This window comes from Parendozoicomonas verongulae (assembly GCF_009711465.1).
Classification (GTDB): Bacteria; Pseudomonadota; Gammaproteobacteria; order Pseudomonadales; family Endozoicomonadaceae; genus Sansalvadorimonas; species Sansalvadorimonas verongulae.
Genome location: NZ_SMME01000830.1, coordinates 1,845 through 22,246, shown reverse-complemented (window position 1 = coordinate 22,246; position 20,402 = coordinate 1,845). Strand labels below are relative to the sequence as shown.

Annotated in this window: 15 protein-coding genes; 11 read left to right on the top strand and 4 right to left on the bottom strand. The window is 50.7% G+C overall.

Annotation, left to right across the window (positions count from 1 at the left end):
• Nucleotides 1-78: 78 nt before the first annotated feature.
• The 4 genes from E1189_RS11495 to E1189_RS11480 all read left to right on the top strand — a co-directional run bounded on the left by E1189_RS11495 (nt 79) and on the right by E1189_RS11480 (nt 4,359).
• Nucleotides 79-1,356 carry an inorganic phosphate transporter gene (locus E1189_RS11495; protein WP_155160474.1) on the top strand — a complete coding sequence of 426 codons (1,278 nt, stop codon included), beginning with the start codon at nt 79-81 and terminating at the stop codon, nt 1,354-1,356.
• 75 nt (nt 1,357-1,431) lie between these two features.
• Entirely contained in the window at nt 1,432-2,595 is a 1,164-nt protein-coding gene (argE, locus tag E1189_RS11490; RefSeq protein ID WP_155160473.1) for an acetylornithine deacetylase, read from the top strand.
• Between the two features lie 4 nt (nt 2,596-2,599).
• Nucleotides 2,600-3,934, top strand: coding sequence for an amino-acid N-acetyltransferase (gene argA / locus E1189_RS11485; RefSeq protein ID WP_155160472.1), 1,335 nt, complete (start codon nt 2,600-2,602; stop codon nt 3,932-3,934).
• Between the two features lie 89 nt (nt 3,935-4,023).
• Nucleotides 4,024-4,359, top strand: coding sequence for a hypothetical protein (locus E1189_RS11480; RefSeq protein ID WP_155160471.1), 336 nt, complete (start codon nt 4,024-4,026; stop codon nt 4,357-4,359).
• Nucleotides 4,360-4,371: 12 nt separating this feature from the next.
• Here E1189_RS11480 and E1189_RS11475 read toward each other — a convergent pair whose 3' ends face one another.
• The 3 genes from E1189_RS11475 to thiI all read right to left on the bottom strand — a co-directional run bounded on the left by E1189_RS11475 (nt 4,372) and on the right by thiI (nt 9,468).
• Nucleotides 4,372-7,380: a hypothetical protein gene (locus E1189_RS11475; protein WP_155160470.1), complete on the bottom strand. Its 3,009-nt coding sequence runs from the start codon at nt 7,378-7,380 to the stop codon at nt 4,372-4,374.
• A 71-nt stretch (nt 7,381-7,451) separates the two neighbouring features.
• Nucleotides 7,452-7,949 carry a dihydrofolate reductase gene (locus tag E1189_RS11470; RefSeq protein ID WP_155160469.1) on the bottom strand — a complete coding sequence of 166 codons (498 nt, stop codon included), beginning with the start codon at nt 7,947-7,949 and terminating at the stop codon, nt 7,452-7,454.
• Nucleotides 7,950-8,007: 58 nt separating this feature from the next.
• Complete coding sequence (gene thiI / locus E1189_RS11465) at nt 8,008-9,468, bottom strand: tRNA uracil 4-sulfurtransferase ThiI (protein WP_155160468.1); 1,461 nt, start codon at nt 9,466-9,468, stop codon at nt 8,008-8,010.
• 762 nt (nt 9,469-10,230) lie between these two features.
• On the opposite strand from thiI, the gene E1189_RS11460 reads away from it, so the two are divergent.
• Together E1189_RS11460 and glnA are read left to right on the top strand one after the other, a co-directional pair.
• Nucleotides 10,231-12,609 carry a hypothetical protein gene (locus E1189_RS11460; protein ID WP_155160467.1) on the top strand — a complete coding sequence of 793 codons (2,379 nt, stop codon included), beginning with the start codon at nt 10,231-10,233 and terminating at the stop codon, nt 12,607-12,609.
• 467 nt (nt 12,610-13,076) lie between these two features.
• Nucleotides 13,077-14,483 (top strand): glutamate--ammonia ligase, encoded by a 1,407-nt coding sequence (gene glnA / locus E1189_RS11455; RefSeq protein WP_155160466.1) that lies wholly within the window; start codon nt 13,077-13,079, stop codon nt 14,481-14,483.
• A gap of 106 nt (nt 14,484-14,589) precedes the next feature.
• Here glnA and E1189_RS11450 read toward each other — a convergent pair whose 3' ends face one another.
• Nucleotides 14,590-15,885: an SGNH/GDSL hydrolase family protein gene (locus tag E1189_RS11450; protein ID WP_230460342.1), complete on the bottom strand. Its 1,296-nt coding sequence runs from the start codon at nt 15,883-15,885 to the stop codon at nt 14,590-14,592.
• Nucleotides 15,886-15,946: 61 nt separating this feature from the next.
• On the opposite strand from E1189_RS11450, the gene E1189_RS11445 reads away from it, so the two are divergent.
• The 5 genes from E1189_RS11445 to E1189_RS25470 form a co-directional block, all read left to right on the top strand.
• Complete coding sequence (locus tag E1189_RS11445) at nt 15,947-16,537, top strand: DUF4124 domain-containing protein (RefSeq protein WP_196221386.1); 591 nt, start codon at nt 15,947-15,949, stop codon at nt 16,535-16,537.
• 209 nt (nt 16,538-16,746) lie between these two features.
• Nucleotides 16,747-17,901: a nitrogen regulation protein NR(II) gene (gene glnL, locus E1189_RS11440; RefSeq protein ID WP_329601999.1), complete on the top strand. Its 1,155-nt coding sequence runs from the start codon at nt 16,747-16,749 to the stop codon at nt 17,899-17,901.
• Nucleotides 17,898-19,346, top strand: coding sequence for a nitrogen regulation protein NR(I) (gene glnG, locus E1189_RS11435; RefSeq protein WP_155160463.1), 1,449 nt, complete (start codon nt 17,898-17,900; stop codon nt 19,344-19,346). Before glnL ends, glnG begins: the two co-directional genes overlap by 4 nt.
• A gap of 125 nt (nt 19,347-19,471) precedes the next feature.
• Nucleotides 19,472-19,936 carry a tRNA (cytidine(34)-2'-O)-methyltransferase gene (locus tag E1189_RS11430; RefSeq protein WP_155160462.1) on the top strand — a complete coding sequence of 155 codons (465 nt, stop codon included), beginning with the start codon at nt 19,472-19,474 and terminating at the stop codon, nt 19,934-19,936.
• Between the two features lie 244 nt (nt 19,937-20,180).
• Nucleotides 20,181-20,402 (top strand): hypothetical protein (locus tag E1189_RS25470; RefSeq protein WP_230460341.1); only part of this gene is annotated, 222 nt, incomplete at its 3' end.

Here is a 20,402-nt window from a genome sequence, read left to right as displayed (position 1 = left end):
TTTCTTTGAATTAAAACAAACAAACAGGGCTCTAATAAGTGCGCTCTGACGATGTAGCTCTAAAGGTATGTATTTCTAATGTCTATCATTGCGGAATATGGGGTCATCCTGCTGGGTCTGGCATGTTTCTTTGGTTTTTTCATGGCCTGGGGAGTGGGAGCAAATGATGTAGCCAATGCCATGGGAACCTCTGTTGGCTCCAAGGCACTGACTATTAAACAGGCGATAATTATCGCCATTATTCTGGAGTTTGCCGGGGCTTTTCTTGCCGGTGGTTCGGTCACCGCTACTATTCGCAAGGGGATTATTGATCCTACTATGCCGGAGCTTCTGGCGAACCCGGAGCTACTGATTTACGGCATGCTGGCCGCCCTGCTTGCGGCTGGTACCTGGCTCTTGATAGCTACACATTATGGCTGGCCCGTATCCACCACGCATTCCATTGTAGGCGCCATCGTTGGTTTTGCCGTTGCGGGTATCGGGCACGATGCTGTGCGGTGGCACAGCGTACTGTCGATTGTAGGGTGCTGGATAATTTCACCGCTGTTTTCAGGGATGTTATCGCTCCTTGTTTTCACCTCGATTCAAAAGCTCATACTGAATACCAGCGATCCCTTTCGCAGCGCCAAAACCTTTATTCCGGCTTACACCTTTCTTGTGGGTTTTATGATTGCCATGGTGACCTCAAGAAATGGTTTGAGTCATTTAGGGTTTAATTTATCTTCTGCTGAAATTGTCGCACTCTCTGTATTTTTTGGTTGTATCACCACAATCCTGAGCATGCTGGCTCTCACCCGCATTCATAAAGACACCAAAGCTGACCGGGATTTCCATTACTCCAGCGTTGAGCGCATCTTCGGTACAATGATGATTTTCACCGCCTGCGCTATGGCTTTTGCCCATGGTTCCAACGATGTCGCCAATGCAGTAGGGCCTCTGGCTGCAGTTGTTCATGTAGTCGATACCGGCGGAAATATTGCTACATACACTCCCATGCCAAGCTGGATCTTGATGCTGGGTGGTGCGGGTATCATCTTTGGACTGACAACCTATGGCTACAAGGTGATGACCACTATCGGCAAACACATCACCGAGCTGACTCCCAGCCGTGGGTTTGCGGCAGAGCTTTCAGCGGCCACTACTGTCGTTCTTTCTTCTGCTACGGGGCTGCCGGTTTCAACAACTCACATCCTCGTCGGAGCGGTTCTGGGGGTGGGGCTGGCAAGGGGTATCGGTGCACTCAATCTACAAGTCATAAGCACCATTTTCATGTCGTGGCTAGTAACACTTCCTGCTGGAGCCATTCTCGCTATCGCTTTCTTTTATATTTTCAGGATGCTTTTTGGCTCAGCTTAAAGAATCAGTATTCCCTGGGAGCTGTTGGCGCTTTATGATTCAAAGACACTGAAGTGAGATTTGGGTATTCCATTTATGTCACAGCTTTTACTTCCTGCAATACGACAGCTGATTGCTACATCATCAATCAGCAGTACACGGCCTGATATTGATCAGGGTAATCGGGAAGTTATTGATCTTCTTGCAGGGTGGCTGGAAGATATGGGGTTTGACTGCGAAATACTTCCCTTGCCTGATGCTCCCCACAAGGCCAACTTGATTGCCACCCTCGGAAAAGGCTCCGGTGGTTTGGTGTTGTCTGGACATACTGACACTGTTCCTTGTGATGAATCCCTATGGAGCCAAAACCCTTTTAAGCTGACCGAGCGAGACAATAAGCTCTATGGTCTTGGCACCTGCGATATGAAAAGTTTTCTGGCGCTGGCTATGGAGGCTGCCCGTGGCCTTAAGCCGGAGCAAATGAAGCAACCCCTCATTATCCTTGCCACAGCTGATGAAGAAACCACGATGAATGGCGTGCGACAGCTGGTAAACCTCGGTCGCCCTAAAGCACGCTACGCCGTTATTGGTGAGCCCACCAACCTGCAGCCCATCACCATGCATAAGGGTATTATGATGGAGCGGATTACCCTTACGGGTCAGTCTGGCCATTCCAGTGACCCATCCAAGGGCCGCAATGCCATGGATGCCATGCACAGGGTCATGACAGAACTGATGATGCTGCGGGAGGAGTGGAAAACCCAGTACTACAACCCAGGGTTTTCAGTGCCTGTGCCGACCCTGAATCTCGGCTGTATTCATGGGGGCGATAACCCTAACAGAATCTGCGAAACCTGCGTACTGGAATACGATGTACGTATGTTGCCCGGCATGGAGTCAGATGTTGTTCGCCACAATATTCGCAAACGCACAGAACCTCTGGCAAGGCAGCTGGGAATTGCCTTTGATTTATCGCCTATTACCCAGATAATTGAGTCCTTTGTCAGCCAGCCCAATAGCCCTCTTGTAGAAGCCTGTGAAAAACTGACAGGACATTCCAGCGCCAGTGCTGCCTTTGCCACAGAGGCCCCCTTTCTCAGCAAAATAGGAATGGACACACTGGTGCTTGGCCCCGGTGGCATTGCTCAAGCGCATCAGCCCGATGAATACATTGGGCTGGAAACCATTAAACCCACCATTGAGATTCTTCGTGATTTGATTAAAGAGTTCTGCCTGACAGAAACAGGGAAAGAGAAATAACGCAATGAATCATAATCGGGAAGAAAACAGCAACGAAGATTACGTAAAGTTTTTCCGTCAGTCCTCTCCCTATATTCACGCACACCGTGGCCGTACTTTTGTGATTATGCTGCCGGGCTCTGCTGTAGGAGACGCTAACTTTGCCAACATCGCCAGCGATATTGCTCTGCTGAGCAGTCTGGGAGTACGACTGGTACTGGTATATGGCGCACGCTCACAAATCTCAGCCCGGTTAGGAAAGCGGGATATCACATCAGTATTCCGTGAGCACTGTCGTGTGACCGATAAAGCAGCCCTGTCTGCGGTGATTGAAGCTGTGGGAACTCTGCGAGTAAAAATTGAAGCCCAACTCTCCATGGGGCTGGTGAACTCTCCCATGCACGGCTCCCGCATTCGGGTTGTGGGGGGGAACTTCATCACCGCCCGCCCTCTGGGTGTGGTGGATGGCGTCGACTTCCAGAATACCGGTGAAGTACGCCGTATTGATCGCACGGCCATTCAACAGCAACTGGACGACAATTACCTCGTACTCCTCCCCTGTGTGGGCTACTCCCCAACAGGAGAAGCATTCAATATCACAGTGGAACATGTGGCTACACAAACGGCCATCGCCCTGAAAGCTGAAAAGCTCATCATGTACAGTTCTGGAATGGGTTTGAAAGATTACGACAGTAAGCTGGTACGCACCATGCGCCCTTCCGAAGCCCGCCGCCGTTTGCGGGATCATAATACTCCGGAAGATAGACGCCTGCTGGAAGCCGCTGTCGCAGCCTGTGATGGTGGAGTGATTCGTACCCACATTATCAGCCACGCCACCGATGGGGCCCTTCTACAGGAACTGTTTACCCGGGAAGGCTGCGGCACTCTGATTACACAGGATATGGATGCCTACGAGCAGATGCGCCAGGCCACTATCGAAGATGTAGGCGGCGTGCTCAAACTGATTCAGCCATTGGAAGAAAAGGGCATACTGATTCGACGCTCTTGCAAACAGCTGGAGCGGGACATTCACCTGTTTACGGTGCTGGTTCGGGACGGCATGATTATTGGCTGCGCGTCACTGCACGCGTACCCCGAAAGCAACTGCGCAGAACTGGCCTGCCTTGTGATTCATCCGGATTACAGAAACGGCAACCGTGGAGATACTCTGCTGGAAGCCATCGAGCAGAAGGCGCAACAGCAAGGGCTTGACTCTCTGTTTGTACTCACCACCCAAACAGCCCACTGGTTCGTAGAGCGTGGTTTCAAAGCCAGCAAAATCAGCGCGTTACCAGGTGAGAAACAGCAAGGTTACAATCGCCCACGGAATTCCAAGGTACTTTTGAAAACACTGGTTTAGGCTGTTTTCAAAATCAACATGATAAGTACTAATGCTGAAAGCAGCCATGGTCATCTATTCTGTGATCGCTTCATGAGTGAGTAACAGCTATGGCATATTTTCCAAGACAGATACCCAGCAAGGGAGCATTCCACCTTCTGCTCCTTGCTTTTGGTATTCTTATGACGGCTACTACATGGGCTATAGATAGACCCGAAGTCCCCGGAAAGGAAACAGGGCTGCCCATATTCCACCTGGATGAACACCATTTGTTCGAATTAACGATTCCAGATAGAGGGCACCCTGATACAGGGGCAGAGATTCAGGACCAGCTAAACCGTGAGAATGCAACAAAGAGTGCTGAAGAAGAGGGAAGGGAACCACTGTTCCCTGATGCTTTAAAACCCTTGAACGAGCTGCGCCTGAGGTACAAATTCAAATTCTAGTGAAAATAACGATCAAGTGGATTCCGGTATACCATAGCTCACATCATACACCTCCTGACGCCGTAACCATTCTCCTCGGATAGTTTCCTCATAAAAGGTTCCCACTGCGCCACTGAGCAGCTCCTGCATCTGTTGTTCCAGATATTTTCGTTCCAGAATCAACATGGCAATTTTTATAAGTTGTTCTTCCCTGTCCACAACCATGGCGTTTTTATCTGTTAACTCTTTCACATCGCCTTGCAGACGGTCATGTGCTTTCCGCATTTTTGCCAGTATTTTCGGAATCTGCTTAATCTGCGCTCCTCCTTCCCGCCTGAGCGCCCGGTAATCCTCGGGGCCAAGCTCACTGACTTCGGCATCAAATGCGACTTGCTCACCTAGTTTCCCTTTTTTATAACCCAGTACACTCGAAACTTTGTGTTCTATTTTCTGCGCTTTGGATTGTTTATATTCAAAGCTGCTCGTCTTTTCCGGCTCATCTTCAATCAGAGGTTTTCTGCGACTCTTGATAATCTTATTCACCCGCAGCCGGTTACGACAGTCATTGATCAGCTGCATGGCCTTCCCCCCAAGAAACGAAGACACCCAGTAAGTCGCTATCGCCGCCGTGGGCACCGGCAAGACATCAACATGTTTCGGCAAAATTCCTTTTAATATCCAGGACGTCCCTGCTTTCAATACCTTGCTGGCATTCATGATAATGTTGGTATACAAGAAGTGTCCCACGACAATGGCCGTATGCCTGGCAGCTTCGTAACCATTAGCCTTCATCCAGTTCATACGACCAGCAACCGCTGACGTACGAAGATCAGTTTTATGACGCCGTTTCAGTTTGGCCAGATCCCGGAACAATAGTTTTCCAGAACGTCGGCCATCTTTTGCCCCGGAAACAATCAATTCACGCATCCAGTCCTGTTGATCCTGCCGGGATGTCCGAACCTCTCCTTTCAGTAACAGGCGATTGGCAGCTTCATTAAATATTCTGACCTTCTCATCATTGGACATGTGAGGCTTGCCAGCTTTAACAGCCCGGCGCTGCTCTGTTTTTGAGAACGGCTTCCACAGGGTAAGAAACTGATCTTCGAAAGCCTGCTCAAACCTGGATATATCAGTCACGGTTTCCACCATCATCTGCCCCACATCTTTGTAGCTCTCACCCAGCTCAGCCGTACGCAGTTGTTGTATAACTTGATAACGTCGATAGGCGATCTGCTCTTTGGCACTGAGATTGGCTTTGGCCTTCAGTTTTTCCAGTCCGGCCAGATCTTCTTTGAGGTTGAAATAAGCGTTATAACAATCCGTCAGGCTTTTTTCAGAAGCAACATGGGCAAGGCTCTCGTAAAAAGCCTTTCGTCTGGTGGCGTGGTTCGGTTGTCCCTCACCATCATATTTCATGAGTTTTCTACGGTGCCACAGCTCCTGGACCTTCTCCATGCCGAGGTTAAAACCGATCAGAACCGGAACATACAACACAGCACAGCCCAGATACATAGCCCCGGCAATGCCACCAGACACCAAACCTGTCATTATTGATGTCAGTACCCGCGACGTTGCTTCAACCGCTATAACTCTTTTATTTCTGCTGATCCAGCGAACAATGCGCTTGTACATATCGCGGGTCCAACGGACCTTCCAACCGCGATCCACTCGTGTCTGGATACACCAGAGCTCGTCATAATCGCAGGTGTAGGTATTACCGGGGTCGGGAGCTTCCAGCGTGGGCGGATTAATAATTGTCAGTGAGTCATTGTGGCCGGTACTGACCTCAAAGCTGTCGTCTTCCTTCATTCCGGCCTGGCTGAGCAACAATTTTCTGCGCCCAGGCTCTGTCCGCTTAGTGCTGTCGATATGGGTTACTAAACCCAGGTAATCCCGAACCACATCGCCCTGATGACTTTCATCATAAAGACCAAGAACACCGGATAAGACCTGAAAGTCATCTATGGACAGAGTTTTCCCCACACTTAAACCACGGCTTTCTAACGCAGCCACTACCCGTTCTCGGGCCTTTTCTCGTCCTTCCCCTTTTTTACGCAACGCCTGAATGAAGTAATGGCGCACCTCCTGTCGGGTTGCCCTGCCCTGATCCAGTATCCTCCCGACTGTAATTTTACGAACTGACCGGGAAGATTTACTCTCCTGAGCTTTAGCTCCTGCAGGAAAATACCCTTCCACCAGCCCGGCACAGCTGACTTTTCTCTGATGATTATTCGCAGCCTTATCAATGGCGTTGCGAATCTCCATAATGGGTTCCAGATCAATGTCCCGGTCTTTCTGCAGGCCATATAGCTCCCGGAGGGCCGTTATGGTTTCCCGCGCGTCGTTTTCTGACATCCCTGCTTCCGACATTAACCTGTCGATATAACAGGGAATCAGCACATGTTCCAGATAGCCGTTGGGGAATGACTTGTTGTCACTCAGGTATTCATAAGTCAGGCGCAGGGGAGACAGGTTGACGTAGTAATCAATCTCCTGAACCTTCTCATCATCCAGCTCTGTTCGCGTTCTTTTAAAGCCGACTTTGCCAGAATCATCACATCGCAACTTACAGGCGCCAGCCAGATGCAACGATGCAGCAACCCGAAAGCCAAGAGGAGTGGAAAGATCATCATTTTTTTCTGAAGGGCTGGCAGTGTTTTTTCCCACAACAGGGGTAATAGCAGAGGATGGCTGAGCCGTGAGAGTCTTGAATCCGTTGGTATAAGCCGCCATAAGTTCACGGGCAAACGTATTGCGGAGGTAAAAGAGAGTACGGAATTTTTTCCCTGCGGCCGTAACCACCTGTTTGAGGTAGCGGTGGTTCAGCCACTTGACAGAGTGCCCTCTCCATGAGGCCTGGGCAGTGGTGATCTGCCATGCTCCATCAACATCAGAGATATCCTTGATACGAACGGCTTGATCATGGAGCTGTTTGCGAGACTCTTCGCCAAAAATCTGTGCAAAGCTCACCCGCCCCGAGTCCGACGAATAAGCCGGTGGGCTGGAAACGGAAGAGTTATTGGTTGAAGAGTTAAAGGACACTCCCTGCTCCTGTTGTGCGGCCCTCAATCCGGAGGGGCTACACAACAGTATAAGAAGGGAGACTGGGTCTGTTAGGCTCGATCGAGAACTAAATAGCTGTATTTCAGGCCATCGTCGGATTCATGGTCTTCGCGGGCTGCTTCCTGCCACTGGCTATCGTCCAGCGTCGGGAAAAAAGCGTCCCCATCAAAGGGTTGACCTACCCGGGTGAGGTACAGGCGGTCAGCCCTGGGCAGGGCCTGACGATAAATCTGCTCACCACCAATAATCATCAACTCGGTAGCGCCATCAATTAAGGCCACGCTTTCTGCCACTTCAATAGCAGCCTCAAGATTGCCCACGACCTTCACACCTTCGTGGCTCCAGCTGGCGTCCCGGGTCATCACAATGTTGGTGCGCCCCGGCAGCGGCTTACGCAGGGACTCAAAGGTCTTGCGCCCCATCACAACCGGCTTGCCCATGGTGACCGCTTTGAAATACCGCAAATCCCCCGGCAGGTACCAGGGAAGCTTGTTATTAATTCCGATGGCGTTGTTTTCCGCCACCGCTGCAATCATTGCTACTTTCATTGTTTATCCTGGCTTGAGCAGTCTGCTTCTCCCCCACTCAGGCGAGGGAGAAAGCTGCTTACCTATCTTTCGGCTGGAAAACGGCCACGTTGCTAAAGCCTTCATCACGCAAGTGCATGGCGTGGAGCTGGCTCATCACACCCTTGTCGCAATAGAGCAGGTAATGGCACTCGCGGTCAAGCTCCGGGAATCTGGTCATCAGCTGATAAAACGGAATCACCTGAATCTCGCGGTCTTCCATCACCAGCGGTTTCAACTCTTCTTCTGTTGGATGGCGGATGTCGATAATCACGTCATCAGTCGCGATCTTATCCACAACTTCCACCTGCTCGCGGGTCAGATCGTCGGCGATAATATCGGCGATAGAAACGGAGCGGCGGCTTTCTACAGCGGCATCCAGCACACCGAAGTCGAAGAAGGTTTCTTCCTTCTCCACCTTTTCGCGTTTGGCTTTGGTGGTGGGCTTTTTGGAGATAACAGCGCAGTACTCGGGAATGTTCCTGGCGAACTCTTCGGTACCAATACGGGCTGCGGTGGAGATGATTTCCCCCTTATCCATGGTGGCCAGCGGACGGAACACCAGACGATCAGTGACAGAATCAATCACCGCCAGGTTGGTCAGGGTCTGGCTGGAAACCTGAGCCACAGACTCACCGGTCACAATAGCCTGAATATCCATCAGCTCTGCGGTTTTGCAGGCAGCACGCAGCATCATCCGCTTGAGGATAACGCCCATGTAGCTGTTATCGATCTTGGTCAGAATTTCTTCCACCACGCCTTCAAACGGAATGGTGACAAAGCGCACACGGTGGGAAGCACCGTAACGGCTCCACAGGTAGTAAGCCACCTCCTTCACTGCCAGTTCGTGGGCATGGCCGCCAAGATTGAAAAAGCAGAAGTGGGTGTTCAATCCGCGTTTCATAGTCAGGAAGCTGGATACGGTGGAGTCAAAACCACCAGAGATCAGGGACAGAACAGGATCCTGAGAGCCAATGGGATAGCCACCCATGCCTTGATGGCGTTTGGTGATCAGAAACCAGCGATCGTGCTTGATCTCCATCTCCACCTTTACGTCAGGGTTCTTGAGCTTAACGCCTGCCGCTTCGGTGTTCTGGTTCAGTTCACCACCGATGTACCGCTCAACTTCATTAGAAGAAAAGTCATGGCTGCCGGTGCGCTTTACACGCACACAAAAGGTTTTGCCTGCCAGCTGTGCCTCAAACTGAGGCTTCACGATAGCCAGCATATCGTCCAGAGTGGTGAGCGGGTATTCCGCCACTTCGAGTGCCTGATGGATACCGGGGATACACTGGAGGCGGTCTGCAACGGTGGCAATATCGGCAGGATCAGTGAGGCTGCTTTCCGCCTCAATCATGTCCCACTTGCCTGTCACCTCGAGGGATTCATCAACAGAGCGACAAACGGTGCGGATATTGCGGCGCAACTGTTTCACCAGTTGCTTACGAACCGGAGCACTCTTAATAGTAATCTCCGGGAACAGCTTGATAATAAACTTCATGAACGTGGGATGGACCGGGCCAGAAACAGATTTAATCCACCATTATACAGAACACCTTGGGAAACCAGCCAGCAGGAACGATACTGTTCCTCTCCTCAGATGAAGGGCAATAGTCCGGGGACTTATTTAGAACCGAAGCCATGATAAAAATTCAGCTATCTTTTCAGGCTGTATTGGATATCTGAGAAGCAATAACACTGCAAAAAACAAAATCTCAGATAGGGAGGTTCCATGTCAAGACTATCGCAGCGGCCAGGGTCGGTTCCTCTGGCAACGTCATTCTGGCTTTGCTTATGTGTATGTCTTGTATCTGTATATTTTCCAGTCAGTGCTTATTCATCAGAGGAAGATTACAGAGTTCCGGATTTATCCTTAATAGAAGGCAAAACACTCGATCTCGAAGCATTTTACTCAGTACAACCTCCGCAAGCTGCCCCCGAAAGGGTAAAAACCACCGAAAGCATTCCGCCTCCTCAGTCGCCCCTTTTGCACTCTGAGGTCATTCAACTTATAGAGGAATTTACTGAACAGGCCAAAGATATTGCCCTTAGCCTTGTCATTAATGAAGAACTCGAAGCGTTTAACTGGAAGGTCGTTCGTAAAGAGAATCCTTCCGTTACCAGAACCAAGGCTGCAACGCTCAAACGCAGCCCATCTTCCAAAAAGACAAACAGAAAAAAAGGGGGCCAGTCCAGATCACATGAAAATAAAGCTAAAGCAACATGTGATGCTTCAGAAGTACCTCAGCCCTCGCCGGAGCAAATGTCTGCCAATAACATACGGCAAGCCAAACTTTATGCTGTTCATGCAGGTCTGGTCTTTACTCGCTGGGCACGCTACGTTCAGAAAAATCCGCATCCCTCACGAGCAAAGCACCGCCCCCTGCCTTTTCCAGCGGAGTTCCGTGAGCTGCTGATCAAGTCTGCTTCGTTTAGCCCGGAAGTTGCCGCCAGCTTCCTTCATCTCTGGCTGGCACAGTGGAATCTCTTGGGTGCACAGCACCATACCACGACACAACAATCAAAGATCGAAGAACATTGCATGGAGGGGAACCACTATTTCCAAAAAATATTTCACCTGACAACAGATGCCCCTTACATTCAACACCCTGGCATGTACTGGCTACTGGGGCTGCTCCACCTCGGCTTACTGCCCAGCCAATCGGGTAATGCTGACCTGAGTGCAGCAGCCAACTATCTCTCTTATGCCAAAAGCCTGAAAGAGAGTCAGGCAGCCACCGATGCCGGCGTATTCTCACCTTTGTTTTTTAGCCATATGGAACAAACCCTGTGGCGAACAGTGCAAGAGAGAGAAAACATCGATATCGACCGTCTCCAGGTCGAAGTTCTGGCCCTTGAAGCGGGCTTAATGACACCATGGGAAAAAGAAGCCAATGCCGAAAGCACCTGCTTTATTGAGGGCAGAAGCGCGGTCATGGTCAGCGCCCTGATGAGCAGGGCGCTCGATATACATCCCTACCATTTTGCTCGCCTTCCCACATCCATCCACTCTTTTGTCAATAACTTAGGCAGTATGGTTGCCATGTTGCTTGAATTACCGCAACTCACCAACAGTGAGGGTCTTCTGGCCAAACTGAGCACGATTGCAGAACAGGCGCAGCATGTTCCTGCACCACTGATGAGACGTATTATGTACGGGGTGGCTGCACTGGGAATGCTGCAGATTTCTGATAGCAAAAGGATGACAGACGAGGCTGCAAGGCTATACCTGCAGGCAACAAAAGAAGGTGCTTACCTTGGTCTTTCAGAAAGATTTCTCACTCAACTGCAGCGCCACAGAAGCCATAGGCTGATAAGTGAATTGTATCGTGTAAAGAGTCAATACCTTCAAAAATTCAGGCTTAATTATGTAGATGAATTACACCGTGCTTTGGTTATGGAGGAAATCAAACTCACGCACTTACTAGAGGATGAACACAACCTTCTTGCCAAAGAGCACGACAATGCACTTACCAGACAAAATGACTCTCCTTTAGCCCCCCCCCAACCTTCATACAATCGCTCTCTGCCAACCTCTCGCAGGGGTAATCTGAAGAAAATCAGAAAGCCTCAAAAAAGAATTCACAGAGCAGCATCTGCAGATATCGTTAAGGGGAGGGGCAAACAAGAATGCGCTCTTTCCAATTCATGCAGCGAACTGGATTTATCCAGACTCCAGCTTATAAGCCCAATACCGTCGTTATCACCACAGAGCAGCATAGTTTCCATTTCCTCGCTCCCGGCATCACCTCACTCCTTATCAACACATAGCCTTGCTCCGAGCCCTGAACATGTCATCGACGATGACTGGTCACTGGTTAAACCCAAGCGGCTCAAAATCGCTACTATAGAGGAGGCTCCCAATGAAGCACTTGACCCAAGATTGCATTGGAACTGGTCCGATGAAATTCGCAGAGTCTGGAAAGTGGCGCTTGCTTACCGGAATCAGGAGCTTTTCACAGATCCCAATACGGAGATTGATCTGGACACCAGTTATGGTCAGTCTGAACAAATGGTGCTCGATAGCGGCCTTCAATGGTTAAACGGCCATCATGGTATTGAGGTACTTTATGAAGAGCGCGCCTGGACAATCATGCATCGCCTTGATGACATGACAATTCCCTGGCTCCATTCCCAGAAACACTACATTGAGAAACGCAAGGCGCTTTTGCAAGAAGCGCGTGAGTATCTGTTTCGTGCACTGGAATATAAGCTCAAGCTCAACAGAGATGAGCTTGATCGTCGCTACAAAGACCTGCCACTTGCGACTTTTCTCGACTCTATAAAAAGAGACGTGATACAGGCTGGCAGTGCATTCAATATGCCTCATTATCACTATCATTTCATGAAGTCTGTCGTATACGTCCTGCGATCACTGGGGCATTGCCATAGCTATCTGGCCGAGTTTGGCCCGCTATATCACCGCATGACTAACAGCCAGATAGCTCAAGCATATTTCCAGATGAAATCTCTCTGCCCACCGGATCCATATGACACTTCGCCTTTCAGCGCCAGCCACCTGCACGCGCCTCAAAACATAACCATGGCGTCTCACCCAGAGGAGCAGATTCGCCCTGCATCATTGTGCATAAAGAAAACCACCTTCGGCACTATCCCTGTAGAACGACAGACTGAAAAATAAGGTGTCTTTGCAATAAGAACTCCCCTCCCGCTGATAAGAAAGCGTGCAGCATATTCACGACAATGGGTGTAAACTGACCTCGGTTTTCCGCAACCTCCAGTGATTTATTCACAGGCTGCGCCAGGATGGAACAGAAAAGGTTAGCTGATTATGCTGCCGCACCGTTTTGGCGCACCGGAATCTTTCTCCGCACAGGGATAGTGCAAGACTTCAATGAAAGCCTGAGAGCAGAACAACGATAACAAAGGATGCACAGGTTTGTGCGCCCGGAAAACACGGGTTCGTGGGAGTGTTATGGGTTTGGCACATGCTTTGCTAAAGACGTTTTGTATCTTACGAGCCTGAATGGTCTGCCGGAGTTGCCCGTGTTGACCGAACTGAACTGACAACACCGCAAATCCAGCACCAGGAAACGACACCTGAAACTTGGATTCAAACGGTCGAGACAACCCTGAGGATTGACAATAATGTCCAATAAGACTCTTACTCTGATCGAGGAACACGACATCAAGTGGATCGACCTGCGCTTTACCGACACTCGCGGTAAAGAGCAGCACGTGTCCCTCCCAATCAGCGAGATCGACGGCGAATTCTTTGAAGTAGGTAAGATGTTCGACGGCTCCTCCATCTCCGGCTGGAAAGGCATTAACGAATCCGACATGATCCTGATGCCCGATGACAGCACCGCCGTTGTGGATCCTTTCACCGATGAAAACACCCTGAACCTGCGCTGTGACATTATTGAACCATCCACCATGCAGGGTTATGAGCGTGATCCTCGCTCCGTAGCCAGGCGCGCAGAAGACTACCTGAAGTCTACCGGTATTGGTGACACTGCGTTCTTTGGCCCTGAGCCAGAGTTCTTTGTATTTGATGATGTGAAGTGGAAGATCGACATCTCCGGTGCATCTTACGAAGTAAACTCCGAAGAAGCGGCCTGGGCTTCCAACGAAATATTTGAAGGCGGCAACACTGGTCACCGCCCAAGTGTTAAGGGCGGCTACTTCCCCGTCCCTCCTGTCGACTCCCTGCACGATCTGCGTGCAGCCATGTGTGCTGCCACTGAGGCTATGGGCGTACCTGTAGAAGTACACCACCACGAAGTGGGTACTGCGGGCCAGTGTGAAATCGGTACCCGCTTCAACACGCTGGTACGCAAGGCTGACGAAACCCAGATTCTCAAGTATGCCGTACACAACGTTGCTCACGCTTACGGCAAAACAGCGACCTTTATGCCCAAGCCACTGGTTGGCGACAACGGCAGCGGCATGCACGTTCACATGTCCATCAACAAAGATGGCAACAACCTGTTTGCCGGCGACGGCTATGCAGGCCTGAGTGAAGCGGCCCTGTATTACATCGGTGGTGTGATCAAGCATGCCAAAGCCATCAACGCTTTCGCTAATGCATCCACCAACGCTTACAAGCGTCTGGTTCCCGGTTTTGAAGCGCCTGTTATGCTGGCTTATTCTGCCCGTAACCGTTCTGCTTCCATCCGAATTCCATACGTGAACAGCCCCAAGGCTCGTCGTATTGAAGTTCGCTTCCCTGATCCGACTGCCAACCCTTACCTGGCCTTCGCGGCACTGCTGATGGCTGGTCTGGATGGCATTAAGAACCAGATTCACCCTGGCGATGCAGCAGATAAGGATCTGTACGATCTGCCACCAGAAGAAGCCGCGGAAATTCCAACAGTTGCTGCCAGCTTTGAAGAAGCTTTGAATGCTCTGGATCAGGATCGTGAGTTCCTGACGGCAGGTGGCGTATTCACCGATGATATGATCGATGGCTATCTGGAGCTGAAACGTGAAGAGTGTGTGAAAGTAAGCCAGACCACTCACCCCGTAGAGTTTGATCTCTACTACTCCTGCTAACCATATCCGGCAGGACAGCGCACTGAACACAAGGCTCTGTGCAGCACTTTCTCTCTATGCCCAAAAGGGTTACTAAAGCGGTAACCCTTTTTTCTTGCCCTGTTTTTTATAAACTCTGACTTCCCGACAGCGTATCCAGTTGCAGAAGCCGCCCCAGCTCTTCCGGTGTGGGAATGCTATCAAGCGCTTTCTCCTGAACAATCAGATCATAGAGCTTTGCAACACGCCCCAGATTAAAATCTCTGGGCAAACGACAGTTGGTCCAATACCCTTCCAACCCGGTCATCACGCACAAATAAGTGGCGATATGTTCATACACACGGGCTGAGGGGTGCACGGTATCCCAGAAGAAATATTCGTCCGGATTACTACATACCGACATGCTTTCTCCCTGCTGAATAGACACACCACCTTTCAAAGGGCAGCCGGGAAAATTCACATCAGTACACCCTTTATCAAGCACTTTAAACCCAAAGCTTTCAGCGTGATGGAAAAACAGCCGTACCGCAGAGTAACCATCCACAAAAACCATTTTTACGTAGGGGTACTCTTGTACCAGCTGTTTTCTGGCTTCAATGACTTTCTGGTTGTGCTGTTTAATCAGATTATCCACCAGCTTAACATCCTCGCTTCCCTGAAAGCAGGGAGTAAATGTCAAGTCTGGCAAGGTTCCCCATGATATATGCCGTGCCCCGGCCTCAATAAGCCGACGGATCATAACCACTTGCTCAGCTACAACGCTCTCGACATCCCAATAACGGTTCTGATAGTCATTCGCACCAGAGGCCATAACATACATGGTTTCGTCATCTAATGTTCGGTGACGTGTCAGATACCAGTCCACGATTTCTGATGCGCTGGGTATCAACCATTTTGCCTGCCCGCTGACCAAATGCCTTAAACAGTCGTAGAGAGAAACCGAACTATCCCCGGTTAGAAACATCCAGGAGTTCATAAAGTGGCGGGCAGACATTGTCCAGCTTCCGCCAAAGGCCAGATTTTCGACCTCACTTGGATTGTTGGCACTCATACCCATCATTTCCGCCAATAGCTCCCCTGCCAGTGGCCCATTACTGAAACGCCCGTCATAGTAACCAGAAGGGGGCGTTACCCCCAACACCTGACTGATGGGCAGCCACTCCCAGCCCTGGGCGAATAAATCATCATAAAACCAGGGCTTTTCCCCAATGCCATTCAAATAACGAGTCACCTGCCATGTGTTGCCGGTATCTGCCAGACTGTCACCAAAAATCACCACCCGTTTTAAGCGAATAAGCCCTTCACGGGGAGTCTCGCTGCTTGTATGGTCGTCTCTATAAGTCTTGCCGTAGCCAGTACCGGCAATTATCAGAAGAATGATAATTGCGCTGAGCCTGTACATATTGAACCCTGTGGGATGCATTGGCGAACCACTCCCTCAACCATTAACATGGGAGAAAGATAATAGAAAAAGAACGGATAAAATGACCGCATCATACCAACTTCTCTTGTCGGGGCTTCTGGCTGCTCTTATCACCGTGCCAGCAGTACAGGCGCAGGTGTATCGCACTGTCGATGCCAACGGCAACGTCATTTATACCGATAAAAAGCCCAAAGACAGTAAACCTTCTGAAAAGGTGGAGATCGGCCCGATTCTCACTCTCCCGGCTACCCCTGTACGGCCGCGCCCTCCTCGTACCAGTGCCAAAGAGCAAAGAGCGGCTGCCTATAAATCCGTTGTCATCACGGCACCAGAAGATCAGAAAAGCTTCCCGAACCCAGCAAGTATCAGCGTGGCGGCCAAAGTCACTCCTGCCCTGCAGAGCGGGCATCGCTTTCGGCTTCTGGTAAACGGGGAAGTTGAACAAGACAGCAAATCCCCCCGCTTTCAAATCAAACGCCCGAACCGGGGCGCTCACTCTTTGCAGGTTCAGGTCATTGACGGCCGAGGCAAGGCACTCATTTCCAGCAAAACGAGCACCATCTATGTGCATCGGCACAGAGCACACATCAACAGAGAAGGGGCCACTCAGTTCGGGAAAAAGAAAGAAGTTTCCATGCTTGCCTTTTTCTAACCAGCCACCACTCCCTGCTCTTCAAACAAAAGCAATGCACCACATTGGTGCGTTGCTTTTGTTCATGTCACAATGATGCTCTGATGCTCCAACACCTTAATACTCGGTATTTCGCGAGCATCCGCCTGTAAGCTGGCTTTGTGATCATTCTGCCCGGGCTGGTTTGTTTCTTGCTATGTATCTCTGATGAAAGAGGAGATGGGCACACCATGATGCTCACTGACTGCGAATCCGAAGCGAAAGCGAAAAACCAGACCATGCAGGATAAAATCCTTGAGAACCTGACCACAGCCGTTTTGGTGTTTGATCAGAACCTGCGCGTAAGAGCCATAAACCCTGCCGCTGAAGCCACTCTCGCTGTCAGCGACCGACAGGTTCATGGCCTGCAGATTGATGAACTGTTCCAGGAAGATTTTGCCTCTCTGGCAAATATCAAAAACGCATTGCAAACCGGTGCCTGCTACAACAAGCGGGAAGCCCACCTGCTACTCAGCAACGGTTCCCCCCTTACGGCCGACTATTCCATCACGCCTATCACTGACAGCGGTCAAACCTCTTTACTGATGGAACTGCAACCCCGGGATCGCCTGCTGCGTATTCACCGGGAAGAAACAATCAAAGCCAAGCAGGAAACTGCCCGCATTCTGGTGAGAGGACTGGCCCACGAAATCAAAAACCCCCTCGGGGGTTTACGGGGCGCAGCCCAGTTACTGGCAAGAGAATTACCTGATGGCGATTTGCAGGAATACACCAACGTCATCATCGAAGAGGCGGACAGGCTACGCAACCTTGTCGACAGAATGCTCGGCCCCACTAAACCGCCTACGATGGAACCTGTGAATATTCATGAAGTGCTGGAGCGGGTATGCAGCCTGGTTCACGCCGAAACCGACGGCACACTGCAACTTGTGCGGGATTATGATCCCAGTATTCCAGAGATGTCGGTGGATGCGGAACAGCTTATTCAGGCCTCACTGAATATCGTGCGCAACGCTATGCAGGCCATCAATCAATTTCGCCCGCTGTCAGAAGGCGTTATCACCCTGCGTACCCGTGTGCTGAGGCAGTTCACCATCAGCAACACTCGCCATAAGATTATCTGCCGGGTGGATATTGAGGATAATGGACCAGGCATCCCTAAAGATATGGTGGACAATATTTTCTACCCGATGGTCAGCGGCCGGGCCGATGGCTCAGGGCTGGGACTCTCCATCGCCCAATCCATACTCAGCCAGCATAGCGGCATTATTGCTTGTGAATCCCAGCCAGGGAAAACCCAGTTTTCCCTGTTTATTCCTTTCACAAATCGACACATTAAAAAGCACAACCACGGACACCACACGGCAGGAGCACTCTTATCATGAGCACAGGTATCAGCAACGCTGATAACGTCTGGATCATAGACGACGATCGTTCTATACGTTGGGTACTGGAACGGGCACTGGCCCAAGAGGGGGTGAATACCACCAGCTTCGAATCAGCCGATGCCGTTTTATCCCGTATACAAACCCAGCAGCCCGACGCCATTATCAGCGACGTACGTATGCCGGGTACCGATGGCCTGACCATGTTGAAAATACTGGGAGAAGATTTTCCTGGTTTGCCGATCATCATCATGACAGCCCACTCAGATCTGGACAGCGCCGTGGCCTCCTATCAGGGTGGTGCTTTCGAGTACCTGCCCAAACCTTTTGATGTAGATGAATCTGTCAGTCTGGTGAAGCGTGCCCTCAGCCATGCCCAGGAACAAAAAGTTCAGCAACCGCAAGGGACTATCACAGCTACGCCGGAAATCATCGGTGAGGCGTCGGCCATGCAGGAGGTTTTCCGGGCAATCGGACGACTCTCCCAGTCTAATATCACAGTGCTGATTAACGGTGAGTCAGGTACTGGCAAAGAGCTTGTGGCCCACGCACTCCACCGTCACAGCCCACGGGCAGCCAGCCCGTTTATTCCCCTGAATATGGCAGCTATCCCCAAGGACCTGATTGAATCCGAACTGTTCGGTCATGAGAAAGGTGCGTTCACTGGTGCGAACCAGCAACGTCGTGGACGCTTCGAGCAAGCCAATGGCGGCACTCTCTTTCTTGATGAAATTGGCGATATGCCTGCCGACACCCAAACCCGCCTGCTCCGTGTACTGGCTGATGGCGAGTTCTACCGTGTGGGTGGCCATACGCCAGTGTCTGTGAATGTACGCATCATCGCTGCCACTCACCAGAACCTTGAAGGATTGGTGCAAAACGGCTCCTTCCGGGAAGACTTATTCCACCGCCTGAATGTCATTCGTGTTCATCTGCCCCGCCTGGCCGACCGCCGGGAAGACATTCCCCTGCTGACCCGTCACTTCCTCGACAAGGCCGCAAAAGAACTGGATGTGGAGCCCAAAGTGTTACGCCCAGAGACAGAAGAGTTTATGTGTGGCCTCAACTGGCCCGGCAATGTTCGCCAGTTAGAAAACACCTGTCGTTGGCTGACAGTGATGGCTTCCAGTCGGGAAGTGCTGATTGCCGATATGCCGCCGGAACTGTTGGTTCAGCAGCAGAACAACACCTCCACCAGCAACTGGGAACAGGCTCTGCGCAGTTGGGCCGAGCAGCAACTGGCTAAAGGAGAAACCGCCCTGCTGGATCAGGCCGTTCCTGCCTTTGAACGCATCATGATTGAAACCGCCCTCAGGCACACCTGCGGTAAGCGACGAGATGCCTCCAACTTACTGGGTTGGGGACGGAACACCCTGACCCGTAAAATTAAAGAGCTGGATATGGAGCACGACAGAATGGAAGGCGAAGAAATAACTGAAGTGTAGATATTCACAACGAAAAGGGTCTGCCGGTTGGCAGCCCTTTATCCAACTCACAGCATTTAGAGGAGATAACTCCAATTAAGAGTTTATAATGCCCGGCTATCAGAACTTTCCCTACAAGAGCCCCCATGTTCCATATTGCTCTCTACGAACCCCGAATTGCTGCCAACACCGGCAACCTGATCAGACTTGTAGCCAACAATGGCTGCCAGCTTCATTTGATTGAGCCTCTGGGCTTTGATCTGGAAGAGAAAAAGCTGCGCCGTGCCGGACTGGATTATCATGATCTGGCTCGAGTGTCTGTGCATAAAAATTATGACGAATTCCTGAAAGCCGTGCCTGGCAAGCGGATTCTGGCCTGCACCACTAAGGGAAGCCGCCCCCACGATCAGATCCATTATCAGGAAGGAGATGTTCTGCTGTTTGGCTCAGAAACCAGCGGCCTGCCCGACGCACTTCGCAATAGTTTTCCAAAAGAGCATCGTCTGCGCATTCCCATGCTGGAAACCAGCCGGAGCTTGAACCTCTCTAATGCGGTGGCGATTGTTAGCTATGAGGCCTGGCGACAGCAAGGTTTTGCTGGCGGTATGTGAGCATTTAGTCAGTTTTGTATGAATTTTGTGATGTAGTGCTAATTCCAAGAAAATTCACCTGTCAATTTCAACCGGAAAATGTCGATATTATTCCCTACAGAGATATTTTCAGGTTGGTCCCGTGCATAATTTCTTCATACTATCAGCTTTGCTAGTCTCATTACTGACCTTTTTGGCAGACACTGCATTCGCAGCATCTCAGGGACAGCTGGGGAAAACCTCATCAGGGTCATTCAGCATCCGGATGATCATACTGCCCAATCTCAAAGCGGCTACTACCCCGGTTTTATCCCGAGACCAATCCGCTCCCCTTTGTGTGACTGGTAACGGAATAGACTACTATTCAACGGCTGTACTGCCTGAGCGAGGCAATCACCGTTCAGGAGAAATCACCCCAAAACACTCAACCAGCGCTGGGTGCCAGGTTCAAAGTACGCCCATGGAAACAACCTCTACGGGGAAGACT

Coding starts and splice junctions, on each gene's coding strand:
- E1189_RS11495 (WP_155160474.1), top strand. CDS start 79: ATGTCTATCATTGCGGAATATGGGGTCATCCTGCTGGGTCTGGCATGT.
- argE (WP_155160473.1), top strand. CDS start 1,432: ATGTCACAGCTTTTACTTCCTGCAATACGACAGCTGATTGCTACATCA.
- argA (WP_155160472.1), top strand. CDS start 2,600: ATGAATCATAATCGGGAAGAAAACAGCAACGAAGATTACGTAAAGTTT.
- E1189_RS11480 (WP_155160471.1), top strand. CDS start 4,024: ATGGCATATTTTCCAAGACAGATACCCAGCAAGGGAGCATTCCACCTT.
- E1189_RS11470 (WP_155160469.1), bottom strand. CDS start 7,949: ATGAAAGTAGCAATGATTGCAGCGGTGGCGGAAAACAACGCCATCGGA.
- thiI (WP_155160468.1), bottom strand. CDS start 9,468: ATGAAGTTTATTATCAAGCTGTTCCCGGAGATTACTATTAAGAGTGCT.
- E1189_RS11460 (WP_155160467.1), top strand. CDS start 10,231: ATGTCTGCCAATAACATACGGCAAGCCAAACTTTATGCTGTTCATGCA.
- glnA (WP_155160466.1), top strand. CDS start 13,077: ATGTCCAATAAGACTCTTACTCTGATCGAGGAACACGACATCAAGTGG.
- E1189_RS11450 (WP_230460342.1), bottom strand. CDS start 15,885: ATGCATCCCACAGGGTTCAATATGTACAGGCTCAGCGCAATTATCATT.
- E1189_RS11445 (WP_196221386.1), top strand. CDS start 15,947: ATGACCGCATCATACCAACTTCTCTTGTCGGGGCTTCTGGCTGCTCTT.
- glnL (WP_329601999.1), top strand. CDS start 16,747: ATGATGCTCACTGACTGCGAATCCGAAGCGAAAGCGAAAAACCAGACC.
- glnG (WP_155160463.1), top strand. CDS start 17,898: ATGAGCACAGGTATCAGCAACGCTGATAACGTCTGGATCATAGACGAC.
- E1189_RS11430 (WP_155160462.1), top strand. CDS start 19,472: ATGTTCCATATTGCTCTCTACGAACCCCGAATTGCTGCCAACACCGGC.